12 protein-coding genes are annotated in these 12,989 nt (G+C 72.0%); 8 read left to right on the top strand and 4 right to left on the bottom strand.

Going from position 1 to position 12,989, the window contains the following annotated elements:
• The first annotated feature begins 52 nt into the window (after nt 1-52).
• A complete protein-coding gene (locus OM076_RS02330; RefSeq protein WP_270037750.1) occupies nt 53-1,300 on the top strand; it encodes an MFS transporter in 1,248 nt (415 codons plus the stop codon).
• A gap of 123 nt (nt 1,301-1,423) precedes the next feature.
• Nucleotides 1,424-3,586: a helix-turn-helix transcriptional regulator gene (locus OM076_RS45835; RefSeq protein ID WP_270037749.1), complete on the top strand. Its 2,163-nt coding sequence runs from the start codon at nt 1,424-1,426 to the stop codon at nt 3,584-3,586.
• Here OM076_RS45835 and OM076_RS02320 read toward each other — a convergent pair.
• Nucleotides 3,496-5,418: a putative bifunctional diguanylate cyclase/phosphodiesterase gene (locus tag OM076_RS02320; RefSeq protein ID WP_270037748.1), complete on the bottom strand. Its 1,923-nt coding sequence runs from the start codon at nt 5,416-5,418 to the stop codon at nt 3,496-3,498. The genes OM076_RS45835 and OM076_RS02320 overlap by 91 nt on opposite strands.
• Nucleotides 5,419-5,522: 104 nt before the next feature.
• Here OM076_RS02320 and OM076_RS02315 point away from each other — a divergent pair, with 104 nt between their 5' ends.
• The 4 genes from OM076_RS02315 to OM076_RS02300 all read left to right on the top strand — a co-directional run bounded on the left by OM076_RS02315 (nt 5,523) and on the right by OM076_RS02300 (nt 9,451).
• Nucleotides 5,523-6,719 carry a methyl-accepting chemotaxis protein gene (locus tag OM076_RS02315; RefSeq protein WP_270037747.1) on the top strand — a complete coding sequence of 399 codons (1,197 nt, stop codon included), beginning with the start codon at nt 5,523-5,525 and terminating at the stop codon, nt 6,717-6,719.
• 61 nt (nt 6,720-6,780) lie between these two features.
• A complete protein-coding gene (locus tag OM076_RS02310; RefSeq protein WP_270037746.1) occupies nt 6,781-7,719 on the top strand; it encodes a GlcG/HbpS family heme-binding protein in 939 nt (312 codons plus the stop codon).
• On the top strand, nt 7,716-8,609 hold the full coding sequence (locus tag OM076_RS02305; protein WP_270037744.1) for a ketopantoate reductase family protein: 894 nt from the start codon (nt 7,716-7,718) through the stop codon (nt 8,607-8,609). The genes OM076_RS02310 and OM076_RS02305 overlap by 4 nt, the downstream gene beginning before the upstream one ends.
• Nucleotides 8,610-8,617: 8 nt before the next feature.
• Nucleotides 8,618-9,451, top strand: coding sequence for an MBL fold metallo-hydrolase (locus OM076_RS02300; protein WP_270037743.1), 834 nt, complete (start codon nt 8,618-8,620; stop codon nt 9,449-9,451).
• Here the strand turns inward: OM076_RS02300 and OM076_RS02295 are convergent.
• Genes OM076_RS02295 through OM076_RS02285 form a run of 3 tightly spaced genes read right to left on the bottom strand, consistent with a single transcriptional unit; the run spans nt 9,430 to nt 11,738 of the window.
• Nucleotides 9,430-10,194, bottom strand: coding sequence for an SDR family NAD(P)-dependent oxidoreductase (locus tag OM076_RS02295; protein ID WP_270037742.1), 765 nt, complete (start codon nt 10,192-10,194; stop codon nt 9,430-9,432). The two genes, OM076_RS02300 and OM076_RS02295, sit on opposite strands and share 22 nt — an antisense overlap.
• 3 nt (nt 10,195-10,197) lie before the next feature.
• Nucleotides 10,198-10,914 carry an SDR family NAD(P)-dependent oxidoreductase gene (locus tag OM076_RS02290; protein WP_270037741.1) on the bottom strand — a complete coding sequence of 239 codons (717 nt, stop codon included), beginning with the start codon at nt 10,912-10,914 and terminating at the stop codon, nt 10,198-10,200.
• Entirely contained in the window at nt 10,911-11,738 is an 828-nt protein-coding gene (locus OM076_RS02285; RefSeq protein WP_270037740.1) for a fumarylacetoacetate hydrolase family protein, read from the bottom strand. Before OM076_RS02285 ends, OM076_RS02290 begins: the two co-directional genes overlap by 4 nt.
• A gap of 73 nt (nt 11,739-11,811) precedes the next feature.
• Between OM076_RS02285 and OM076_RS02280 the strand changes: the two genes are divergently transcribed.
• Nucleotides 11,812-12,663, top strand: a complete 852-nt coding sequence (locus tag OM076_RS02280) for a fumarylacetoacetate hydrolase family protein (RefSeq protein WP_270037738.1) — start codon at nt 11,812-11,814, stop codon at nt 12,661-12,663.
• A complete protein-coding gene (locus OM076_RS02275) occupies nt 12,663-12,983 on the top strand; it encodes a cupin domain-containing protein (protein WP_270037737.1) in 321 nt (106 codons plus the stop codon). Before OM076_RS02280 ends, OM076_RS02275 begins: the two co-directional genes overlap by 1 nt.
• Nucleotides 12,984-12,989 lie beyond the last annotated feature (6 nt).

The raw sequence follows: 12,989 nt of genomic DNA, 5'->3' as shown, positions 1-12,989 counted from the left end.
TAGCTCCGATCAGCATTGAACGCGATGGTTTCGTGCGCAACGATGAGCGCCAATGAACTTGACTCGCACCGTCCCCGATGCGCGTCGTCACGATCTCGCGTTCTGGTCGGTGGCGTTCGCGTTCCTGGCGGTCATGGCCTTCTCCACCATTCCCAGCCCGCTCTACGGGCTCTATCAGCAGCGCGACGGCTTCTCGGCGTTCGTGATCACCCTGATCTACGCGGCCTACGCCGTCGGCGTCGTCTCCAGCCTCATCCTCGCGGGACACATCTCCGACTGGCACGGACGCCGCCGCGTGCTCCTGCCGGCGATCGCGATCACGGTCGTGAGCGCCCTCGTGTTCCTGGTCTGGCGCGACCTCCCCGGGCTGATCGTGGCGCGGATCATCAACGGCTTCTCCGTCGGCATCGTGACCGCGACCGCCACCGCGTACCTCGCCGACCTCCATACCGCCACCCGCCCGGGCACGGGCAACCGGCGCTCGCAGGTCGTCGCCACCGTGGTCAACGTCGGCGGACTGGGCCTCGGTTCGCTGATCGCCGGCCTTCTCGCGCAGTGGGCCGGCTCGCCGCTCACCGTCCCCTACGCCGTGTTCGTCGTCGTGCTGCTCGTCGCCTTCGCGCTCGTCGCGGTCGCCCCGGACCCGCACACCACGCCGAACCCGCGCCCGCCCTACCGGATCCAGCGCCTCGCCGTGCCCGCCGAAGCGCGCGGCGCGTTCTTCGCCGCGGCGCTCGGCGCGTTCGTCGCCTTCGGCGTCCTCGGCCTGTTCACCGGCCTCGCCTCGACCTTCCTGATCGGCACGCTGCACCAGTCGTCGCACGCGCTGGCCGGCTTCACCGTCTTCGTGATGTTCGCCGCCGGCGTGGTCGTGCAGATCGCGACCCTCCCCTGGTCCGTGCGCCGCGTGCTGGCGCTCGGGATCGCGCTGATGCTGCTCGGCCTCGCGCTGACGGTGCTCGCCGTCTGGCTGCCGGCCCCGAGCCTCGCGCTGCTGCTGATCGGCGGTGCGGTGAGCGGCGCGGGCGGCGGCGCGGTGTTCAAGGGCGCCGTCGGCACCGTGATCGAGATCTCACCCGCCGACACCCGCGCGGAGGCGCTCGCCGGCCTCTTCCTCGCCGGCTACCTCGGCCTGTCGTTCCCGGCGGTCGGCGCGGGGATCGCGCTCCAGTACGTGAGCGCGCGCGACACGCTGCTCGGCTTCGCGGTCATCGTCGGCGTCGGCATCGTCGCCACCGCCTCGCGCCTGCTCGGCAGCGGCGCCACGCCGGCCGCGATCGCGGCCAACAGCGCGGCCTGAGCGCGACGGTCACCCCGGCCGTGTGAGGCGCACTCACCCGCCGAGGGATGATCGTGGCGATCTGCAGTGAGCGCAGCTCGCCCACTCGGCACAGCGGTCCGGCCGCGGTTGCGGCGGGGGATCGTGCGGCGTCCACGTGTGGAGAACGCGCTCGATCGCGGGTGGGAGGCGTCGCTGACGCTCGTCGTCGCACCTGCCGGCTACGGCAAGACGATCGCGGTGGAGAGCTGGATCGCCAACCGCGGCAACGTGGCCGCGTCCGTGGTCGCCGATCCGTCAGACAACGATCCCGTCCGGCTCTGGACGTCGATCGCGACGGCGGTGGAGCGGGAACGCGACGGGGCCGGAGCCGCCGCGCTGGAACGGCTGCAGCAGCCGGTCGGCTACGTGCGGCCGGCGATCGACGCCTTCGCTGAAGCGCTCACCGCCGACCGGCAACCGCTCGTCGTGGTGCTCGACGACCTCCAGTCGATCGGGGACGAGCACTGCCTGCGCTCGCTCGACCACGCGATCGAGGTGCTGCCGGAGAACGTTCACCTGGTCATGTGCTCGCGCACGCTGCCGAAGCTGCGCATCGCACGGTTGCGCAGCCAGGGCGAGCTCGCCGAGATCCGCACCGCCGAGCTCGCGTTCACCCCCTCCGAGGCGCGCCGCCTGTTCGCGGCCGTCGAGGGCGTCTCGCTCAGCGCGACGGCCGTCGCGACGTTGACGAAACGCACCGAGGGGTGGGCGGCGGCGCTCTATCTCGCGGCGCTGTGGCTGCGTGAGCGCCCGGACGCGGAGGCCGCCGTCGATGCCTTCCGCGGCTCCCACCGCCACGTTCGCGACTACCTCACAGCCGAGGTGCTCGCCGACCTCGAGCCGGACGCGCATCGGTTCCTGACCCGCACGTCGGTGCTGGCGGAGCTGTCGGGCGAGCAGTGCGACGTCGTCCTCGAGGCTTCGGGCTCGCTCGAACGGCTGCGCGGGCTCGAGCGCGCGAACCTGCTCGTCACCGAACTGCCCGACCGGCCTGGTTGGTACCGCTACCACAGCCTGCTGCGCGATCATCTCCTGGCCGAGCTGGACGTCGTCGAACCGGGCGAGAGCACCGTCCTGCGCCGCCGGGCGATGGCGTGGTCGCTCGAGCGCGGGCGCGTCGACGACGCGGCGGAGCACGCCCTGGCCGCCGGCGAGTGGGACGCCCTCGCCGGGTTCGTCGAGGATCACCAGTTCCGCCTGCTGCGCACCGGTCGCACGGGAACGCTCGCGCGGTGGACGGCGTCGATCCCGCGCGAGGTGCTGGCCCGGCGGCCCGATGCGCTCGTGGCCGCCGTGATCGCCGGGCACGCGGTCGGCCGGCCGGCACCCGACATTCGCCGCCTGCTCGGGCTGGTGCACGCGGCCGGGACGATGCGATCGGGTGGCTGGCGGGCGATCGACAGCGCGGCGTTGCAGCTCGCGCTTGCCCACTACACCGACGATCACGTGGGTGACGCCGTCCAGGCGGCCGAGGCGGCGGTCGACCTCGCCGCCGATCAGCAGGAACTGGTGGTCGCCGCGAACGCGGTGCTCGCCCTCACCCGGCTCATCGCCGGTGACAACGACAGCGCCGCGGTGGCCGCTCGAGCGGCGCTCGAGCATCCGGACGCGGGCGAGCGGCCGTTCGGGCTGATCGGCGCGTCGGCGGCGCTCGCGATCCTCGACGCGCACGCGGGGAGACCACACCTCGCGCGCGGGCACGCCGACCGCGCGCTGGCGACGACGCGCGAGGCCGAGCTGATCGGTCGCCCGTCGGACTCACGGGCGCAGCTCGCCGATGCCGTCACCGCGGCCCTCGAAGGCCGCCTCGGCCACGCCCAGCGGGCGGCGCAACGCGCGGTGCGCAGCACGATCCAGGGCGGGATGTGGCACGCGTGGGCGCTGCTGGAGCTCGCTCGCATCGAGCTCCTTCGCGGCGATCTCGCCGCCGCCCGACGCTCGCTCGCGCAGGCCGAAGAGCTGCTCGCCGGCGCGCGTGATGCGGGCCGGCTGCCCGCGCTCGCCGCCGAGCTGACGGCCGCGCTCGAAGGGACCGACAAAGTCGCGCCGGTGGCCGAGCTCCCCTCACCGGCCGAGCTCGCCGTCCTGCGCCTGCTCGGGCAGTGCACGGTGCGCGAGATCGCGGACGCGCTCTACCTGTCCGGCAACACGATCAAGTCGCACATCCGCGCGATCTATCGCAAGCTTGGCGTCAGCTCGCGCGAGGAGGCGGTTGCCCGCGCGGTCGCGCTCGGGTTGCTCGACGAAGCCGAATCGCCGAGGTGAGCGCACAGCACCGCTTCGAAATCCGCCGCGGCGGACGGCCGGCCGAAGTTCCAGCCCTGCCCGAACCCGCAGCCGAGCCGCAGCACCCGCTCGCGATGCTCGGCGGTCTCGATCCCCTCGGCCAGCACTCGCGCACCGGTGGCGGTGCCGATGCTCGCGACCGCCGCGAGGATCGCGTCGCCGGTCGGCGTGCGGTCGGCGACGATGAAGCCGCGGTCGAGCTTGATCACGTCGAAGTTCACGCTGCGCAGCTGCGCGAGCGAGGAGTGCCCGGTGCCGAAGTCGTCGAGCGCGAGGCCGATGCCCGCCTCGCCGATCGCCTGCAGGTTCGCGCGCGTGCGGGCGTCATGCGTCAGCACGGTGGTCTCGGTGACCTCCAGCAGCAGCCGCGCGTGCGGGAAGTCGCTGCGCGCGAGCGCACGCTCGAGGCGCAGCATGAAGTCGGCCGCGGTCAGCTGGCGCGGTGAGAGGTTGACCGAGACATGGAAGCCGGGGATCTCCTCGACCCACCGCTTGGCGTCGCGGCACGCGGTGGTCAGGACCCGTTCGCCGAGGGAGTGGATCAGGCCCGTCTCCTCGGCGAGCGCGATGAACACGTCCGGCGCGATCGGCCCGAGCGTGGGATGCGTCCAGCGGGCGAGGGCCTCGGCGCCGACGATCGCGTCGTCGTCGAGCGCGACGATCGGCTGATAGGCGACGCGTAGCTCGTCGCGCTCCAGTGCCGCGCGCAGATCGCTCTCCAGTCGCAGCCGGTCGGTCACCGCAGCGCGCATCGAGGCGTCGAAGATCGCTGCGCCGGCGCGGCCCTCGTGCTTTGCGCTGTAGACGGCGGCGTCGGCGTTGGCGATCACCGTCTGTGCGTCCTCGCCGGGCCGCGCCGCGGCGACGCCGAGGCTCGCCGTCACGGCGAACTCGTACCCGCCGACGCGGACGGGCTGCTCGAACGCGTGCAGCAGCCGTCGCGCGTCGGCCTCCCACTCCGGCGTGCGGATCAGCGCGAGGAACTCGTCGCCGCCGAAGCGGGCGAGCGACGTCGTCGGCGCGGCGTGGCCGCGCAGGCGCGCGGCGACCTCGACCAGCAGCGCGTCGCCGACCGTGTGGCCGAGGCTGTCGTTGACGCGCTTGAAGTGGTCGAGGTCGATGAACACGACCGCGACCTGCTCCCCGGGCGTGGCCAGCATCGCCTCCAGGCGCGCGCCGAACCGGGCGCGGTTCGGGAGCCCGGTGAGCGGGTCGTGGCCGGCGTCGTGCCGGAGCCGGGCCTCGGTCCGCCGCAGCCGGCCGGTCAAGACGCGCACGAGCGTTCCCGCGGCGAGCAGCGTCACCATCGGCAGCAGCCATTGCGCGATCAGCGCGGTCACCGGCCGCTCGCCGATCAGCGCGAGCGACGTCGCGTACGCCGTGCACACCCACACCGCCTGGAGCACGATCTGGCGGGCGTCGAAGAAGCACACCGCGTAGAGCGTCGCCCACAGGTAGTAGAACGCGTAGACGCTGCCGGGGTCGCCGGTCGCGACCAGCGCGACGCTGATCACGAGCGTGTCGAGCGCGATCGAGAGCTGGAACATCCACCACGGCTTCGCGCGGCGCCCGAGGACGAGGAACGTGCCGAGCGCGTACGCGGCGAGCGTCGCGCAGACGATGACGACCTCGTTCGCGTGGTCCTCGTGCGCCAGCAGCAGCCACAGGACGGAGAGCGTGGCGCCCATCAGGTTCAGCGCCGCCAGCGCCGCCGCGAACATCGCGGAGTCGTCGGTCAATTCCCCATCGCCGCGATACCAGCGCTTCCACAGGGCGATCAGCCCCGCGGGACCGCGTGATTCGTATGACATGCCTCAGTCATCGGCAGCGATCGGGCCCGTTCTGCGGCTGAGCGGGGATTTCACCCGGATGATTGAGCGCGCCCAGCGCCACCGGAGTGCCGATAGCGACGGACATGTCCTCCCTCCTCCGACGTCGCCGCTCGACCGAGCCGGTCGCCGCCCCCGACCCGACCGCTCTCGAGCTCAAGCTGCGCCTGCGCAGCCTGCATGACCATTGCCTCACGAGCCTCGTCGCGGGGCTGGAGGCGATGCAGGGCGGCGACCTGACGGTCCAGGTGTCCGCTCGCACCACCCGGATCGACGTGCGCGCCGCCGACCCGGAGACGCAGGAGCTGGTCGAGCTCTTCAACGCGATGCTGGCGCAGGCGCAGGCCGCGCTCGAGGGCTACAACGGCGTCCGCGAGACGTTGCGCGCGGCGCTCGGCGATCACAGCTGCCTCGCAGGACTTCAGGAGCGGCTGAACAGCCTCAGCGATCATTGCCTCACCGGCCTCGGTGAAGGCCTGGCGGCGATGGCCGACGGGGACCTGACGACCGGCGTCGAGCCCGCGACGACGCCGCTCGTGCCGGTCCCCGGCAGCGAGCTCGGGGCGCTCGGCGAGACGTTCAACGTCATGCTCGGCAAGGCGCAGGGTGGGCTGGAGGCCTACAACGCGACGCGCGCCGGGATCGCCGAGATGATCGTCTCGATCGGCGCCACCGCGTCGCAGGTCGCCGGGGCGTCGGAGCAGATGTCGAGCACCACGCTCCAGACCGGCGCGGCGATCGAGAACATCGCGCGGCTCTCCTCGGCCGTGGCGGAGGGCGCCGCACGCCAGATCGAGAGCATCGACGCGGCGCGGGCGATCAATCGCGAGGCCGAAGGGCTCGCGGCGGAGGCCGGGCTGCTGGCCGAGCAGGGAGTCGCGCTCACGAGCCAGATCGCCGCCATCTCCGACCAGACCAACCTGCTGGCGCTCAACGCCGCGATCGAGGCCGCCCGCGCGGGTGAGCAGGGGCGCGGGTTCGCCGTCGTCGCCGACGAGGTGCGCCGGCTCGCCGAATCCTCGAACGAGACGGTCCGCAGGACCGAGGCCGCGTTCCATGCCCTTGCCGAGGGCATCACGAGCGTGTCCGGCTGCATCGAGCGCATGTCGACCGCCACGGGCGCCGTCGGCGAGATCGCGCGCGAGGCCGGGGACGCGACCGCCGACGTCTCGGCCGCGACGCAGCAGTCCTCGGCCGCCACGCAGGAGATCTCCGCCTCCAGCGACGAGCTCGCGCAGATGGCCGCCTCGCTGCAACGACTGGTCGGCGCGTTCCGCGCTTGAGCGAATTCTGTACGCACTTATGCGTAGAGAGTCCATCTCGCGTGTCTGTATACTTCGCGTGATGCACCCGCGGGACATGCCGTTGTACTCGGCCCGTGCGCTCGTCGCGCGCGCCATCGACAAGGCCGAGGACATCGGGGTCCGCGGGGCGGTGGCGGTCGTGGGCGCCAGCGGCGCGCTGGTCTCAGCCTCGCGGATGGACCGCGGCGGGACCAGTGGGATGGCGCGGGCGCGCTCGAAGGCGTGGATCGCGGCGACGCAGCAGCTACCGAGCGTCGTGCACCTCGGGCGCATGCGCACGCTGCCGGCGCCGATGGAGCGTGGGTTCGTCGCGTGCTCGCCTGAGGCGGTGTTCCCGGGCGCGGGCGGGATGCCGATCGGCGAGCCGGTGATCGCCGGCATCGCCGCTTCAGGTGCGACCGTCGGCCCGTTCGTCGACTATCCGGGCGCTGAGAGGCGCAAGCTGATCGCCGACGGCAAGCCCGCCAACGGCGAGGACCTGCTCGTCCACTATGCGCTCGGGATTCCGTACGTCGGCCAGCATGGCGATGACGAGCAGCGCTGGCTGGACGCGTACGGCGCGCTGCCCGACGAGCCGGGGCTCGGGATGGCCGACCCGCCGCCGGCGTCCGCCCAGCTCGAGCTCGCGTGGGCGCTCGATCTCGCCGACCGCGTGCTCGTCGCGGCGCGGCGGCGGGATCTCCGGATCGCCGTCGCGATCGTCGACCGGCGCGGCGACCCGATCCAGCAGGACTGCATGGACGACGCGCCGACCGCCGGCCCCTTCGTGGCCGAGGCCGTCGCCGCGGCCGCAGCGACGTTCCAACTGCCCAGCAGCGAGCTGCCCGACGGCGCAGCCCCGCTGCTCCCCTACAAGGTCTCCGCGCTTCCCGGCGGGCTGCCCGTCACCGACGGCGAGCGCGTCGTCGCCGGGCTCGGGATCGGCGGCGCCCCGCCGCAGCTCTGCCACGAACTGGCGGCCGCGGTGCTCGCCTCGTGAGGGTCTGCGTCGTCGGCTGCGGCGCGATCGGCAGCCTCTTCGCCGCCCGCCTCGCCGCCCACGCCGAGGTCTGGGCCTACGACGTCTCCGCCCCCCACGTCGAAGCCATCCATCGCGATGGGCTGCGGATCGAGGGCGGCGCGGTGGCGCGCATCAATGCTCGCACCGACGCCGGTGAGATTCCGCCGTGCGAGCTTGGGATCGTCGCGACCAAGGCGACTTTCACCGAGGCGGCGATGGCGGCGACCGCGCACGTGTTTGCGGGTGGGGCGGTGTGCAGCGTGCAGAACGGGATCGGGAGCGAGGAGGTCGTCGCTCGGTATGTCCCGCGGGTGATCCGTGGGGTCACGCTGCTCGCCGGGCACGTCGTCGCGCCGGGGGTCGTGCATGAGGACGCGCCCGGCACCACGTGGCTCGGGCCGTTCGAGCCGCAGCCCGCCCGCGAGGAGGAGATCCGCGCGCTCGCGGAGATGATCGGCGGGGTCGCGCTGGCCGACTCCCGCGGCGCGCAGTGGACCAAGCTGCTCTTCAATGCCGCGACCAACCCGCTGGCCGCGCTGACGGGCCTGACCCACGGCGAGCTGTGCGCGCAGCCGGAGCTGCGAGCGACCGTCACGGCGCTGGTCGACGAGGGCCGTGCCGTGGCCGACGCGCTCGGCATCACGCTCGACAGCGACCCGGACGCGCTGATCACCCGCGCGGCCGAGGAGAACTTCGCCCACAAGCCGAGCATGCTCCAGGACGTCCTGGCGCACCGGCCGACGGAGATCGACGCCCTCAACGGCGGGATCGTGCGGGCGGGCAAGGCGGTGGGTGTCCCCACGCCGTTGCACGCGGCGATCGCCGCGCTGATCGCCGGCCTCGAGGCCGGCTGGAACCACAAGGACTGAACACGCCCGTGCGCATCGGAGACATCGACATCACCCCGCTGAGCGACGGCGAGCTGCGGATCCCGCCCGACGCGCTGCTGAGCAAGCCCGCCGCCGAGTGGCCGGACGGCTTTCTGGACGCCGACGGCCTGATGGGCGTCAACTTCGGCGGCTTCCTGGTGCGCACGCGCGAGCGACTCGTGATCGTCGACACCGGGATCGGCGGCGGCGCGCTGCCCGAGCTGCCCGTCGGCACCCTCCCGCAACGTCTGGCGGAAGCCGGCGTGCGCGTCGACGACGTCACGGACGTGATCTTCACCCACCTGCACTTCGACCACGTCGGCTGGGCCACCGACGGGACGCGCATCCTGTTCTCGCACGCCGAGCATCACTGTCACGCGATCGACTGGCATCACTGGTGCGGCGCGGACCCGGCGCCCGAGACGGGCCCGGGACGCGAGGACTTCGGGGCGATCCCAGCACCCGCGCGCCTCGCCCCGCTCGCCGACCGGATCCACAAGCACATCGCCGACGGCGAGATCATCCCCGGCATCGCGCTGCGGCTCGCTCCCGGTCACTCCCCCGGGCACTGCGTGGTCGAGATCCGCTCGCGTGGGGAGCGCGCGCTGCTGCTCGCCGACGCCGCGCACAACCCCGCGCAGCTGCTCAGCGACGACTGGACGTCGGCGACCGACGTCGACCCGGAGCTCGCCCGCGCCACCCGCGCCGCGCTCGCCCACGAGCTGCTCGACAGCGACACGTACGTGACCATGACGCACGACGCGGGCAACCGCTTCGGGCGCCTGGTCACGGTCAACGGCGACGGCGAGCGCGCTTGGCGCTACGCGCCGAGCATCGAGTAGCCGCCGTCGCAGATCATGTAGCTGCCGGTGATGTGGCCGGCGTCGTCGGAGGCGAGGAAGAGCGCGGCGCCGGTGAGCTCCTCCGGCGGCGGGATCTGCCCCATCGGCGTGTCGCGGGTGATCTGCTCGCCGCGGCCCGCCTGGAAGTCCGGCCGCTCGAGCACGGCGGGCGTGGCCATGAACCCCGGCGCGAAGATGTTCACCCGCACCTGCGGCGCGAGCGCCTTGGCGTAGGACTTGGTGATGCCGAGCAGGCCGTACTTGCCGGCGGCGTAGATCGGCGCGCGCGGGCTGCCGCGCACAATCACCGTCGAACCGATGTTGACGATCGCGCCGCGGGCGCCGCGATCGAGCATCCGCGTGCCGAACTCGTGGACCATCAGCATCGTGCCCTTGATGTCGACCGCGAGGCAGTGGTCGATCGTCGCCTCGTCGAGCTCGCGCCACGAGGTCTGCGAGGACGCCATGTCACCGACGTTGTTGACCAGGACGTCGACGTCACCCGCCTCGTCGGCCATCCGCTTGATCTCGTCCCAGACCGAGATGTCACCCTGCATCAAGGTCGCTTCGGCGCCCGCCGCACGGACGTTCGCGGCCGTCTCCTCCGCACCCGCCGCCGAGCTGCGGTAGTGGACGATCACGCGGCTCGCGCCCTCCTGCGCCGCCCGCACGGCCAGCTGCGCGCCGAAGCCGGTCCCCGCGCCGGTCACCATCACCACTTTGTCCTGGACCTTGCCCGCCATGTCTTAGATCACGCTCCGTCCGCCGTCGATGTACAAGACCGTGCCCGTGACGAAGCTCGCCTGCTTCGAGCACAGGAACAGCACCGGCCCGACGACCTCGTCGATGCGGGCGAAACGCCCGGCCGGGATCAGCTCGATGAGCGCTTCGCGCCGCCCCGGATGGTCCGCGAGGTACTGGCGCGTGAGCTCGGTGTCCATGTAGCCGGGCGCGACCGCGTTGACCGTCACGCCGTCGGCCGCGGACTCGTGGGCCATCACCCGCATCAGCTGGTTGATCGCGCCCTTCGTCGCCGCGTACGGCCCATGGTGCTTGTGGCCGCTGCGCCCCGCGACCGACGAGAAGAAGACGATCCGCCCGAAGCCCTGCTCGCGCATCTTCGGAAGCGCGGCACGGGCGGTCCAGAACGCGCTCGACAGGTTGATGGCGACGATGTCGTCCCAGTCGGCATCGGTGTACTCGTCGATCGGCTTGCGGCGGTTGATGCCGACGGCGTGGACGAAGACGTCCACGCCGCCAAGACGGTCCGCCGCCTCGGCCATCGCCGCACGCGCGGCGCCCGCGTCGCGCAGGTCGGCCTGGATGTGGTCGCCCCCGGCGACGTCGATCACCGCGGTCTGCGCACCGGCGGCGCGGAACGCGTCCGTGATCGCCGCACCGAAACCGCCGGCGCCGCCGGCGATCACCACCCGGCGCCCAGCGAGTCCCAGCCAGTCGCTCACGCGATGAACCGGGTCGTGAGCGAGCCGATGCCCTCGATCGTGCTGACTAGCGCGTCGCCGGGTTTCAAGTAGCGCGGCGGGTCCATCCGGTTCCCGACGCCGGCGGGCGTGCCGGTGAAGATCAGGTCGCCGGGCAGCAGCGTGCAGATCGACGAGAGGTACGCGATCGTCTCGGCCACGCTGAACAGCATCGAGGACGTGCGGTCGCCCTGCACGGGCTCGCCGTTGACCGCGCAGCCGATCGCGAGGTCGTCACGATCGGCGAGCTCGTCGGGGGTGACCAGCCACGGCCCCGTCGGGCCGAAGCCGGGGAACGACTTGCCGAGGCTGAACTGCGGGGGCGAGCCGACCATCTGCACGTCGCGCGCGGACAGGTCCTGGCCGACGGTCAGGCCGGCGACGTGGTCCCAGGCGTCGGTCTCCTCGACGCGGTACGCCTCGCGCCCGATCACCGCGACCAGCTCGACCTCCCAGTCGACGCGGTCGGTCGCGACGACCACCTCCGCGTCAGGACCCGTGATGCACGACGGGAACTTCGTGAAGGTCAGCGGCGCCGGGGGCAGCTCCAACCGCGCCTCGCGCGCGTGCAGCGCGTAGTTGAGCCCGAGGGCGAAGACCTGGCGCGGGCGCGGGGCGGGCGCGCCGAGCTGCGCGGCCTCGAACGGCTCGGGCGGGTACGACGGCTCCCACGCGCGGAACTCGTCCCAGCGCGCGTAGATCGCCTGCGGGTCGGGGCCGAAGCGGCCGTCCGAGGCGCGCTCGACGTCGACCGCGCCACCGCCGGTCAGCAGCACGAGCCGGTCATGCAAATTCGCGATGCGCATCTTGAGAAACTTTACGCAGATCTGTAGAGTGTATGCAAGTTGCACGTAAGTCTACAGGGTTGAGGGAGATGCGATGAAACTGGTGACGTTCGACGACGGCCGCGTCGGCCGCATCGAAGGCTCGCGCGTGGTCGAGCTCGACGTGCCGGACATGCGCACCTACTACGAGCGCGGACTCCTCGCCGACGAGACCGGCGAGACCTTCGCGCTCGCCGACGTGCGCCTGCGCGCCCCGATCATCCCGAAGAAGTTCTTCCACACCGCGGGCAACTTCCGCGAGCACGACGAGGAGTCCAAGAACGTCAACTGGTCGCACCCCGTGCTGCCGTGGATCGTGTTCTTCCAGAACATCGACGCCATCATCGGCACCGACGACGCGATCGTCTATCCACCCGACGGCCTCACGAACGAGATGGACTACGAGCTCGAGCTGGCCGTCGTGATCGGCAAGGCGGGCAAGTTCTTCTCGCCCGAGGAGGCCGAGGACTACATCGCCGGCTACATCATCTTCAACGACATCACCGCGCGCGACATCCAGCGCGAGGAGATGAAGTCCGGCGTCTTCTGCCTCTCCAAGAGCATCGACACCTTCTGCCCGATCGGCCCGTGGATCGTCACCCCCGACGAGGTCGGCGACCCCCACAACCTGTCGATGGAGTTGCGCGTGAATGGCGAGTCCCGCCAGGTCTCCCACACCAGCCGCATGTCGGTGACGATCCCGGAGATCATCAGCCACTACTCGCCGATGGGCTACTCCCCCGGGGACATCGTCTCCACCGGCACCGTCTCCGGCGTGGCCGGCTTCAGCGACGACCCGATGTCGCTCTACCTCAAGCCCGGCGACGAGGTCGAGTGCGAGATCGAGAACGTCGGCATCCTGCGCAACCGCGTCGTCGCCTGGGCTGACGTCCACGCGCCCGCCTGATGCGCTGGGATGATCAGGAGTTCACCGAGGTCCGGCCAGGGATCTTCGGCGCGACGATCGACTCCGACCAGCTGACGGTTACCGTCTACCGCTACGAGCCGGGCTGCGCGTGGGAGACGCACGAGCATCCTGAGGATCAGGTGACCTTCATCGCCGAGGGCGGGACCGTCGACTTCGTGGTCGACGGCCGCCCGGCGCCGATGTCCGCGGGCGAACTCGCGGTGATTCCCGGCGGTGTGCCGCACAGCGCGACCGTCGCCGCCGACGGCGAGCGGGTGATCTCGGTGAACGTCTGGCGCTTGCGCAGTCGCACGCCGTAAAGGCGG

The sequence above is a fragment of the Solirubrobacter ginsenosidimutans genome (assembly GCF_027587205.1).
Note: the sequence above shows the minus strand (reverse complement) of the source record. Positions and strands in the feature narration are given on the sequence as shown.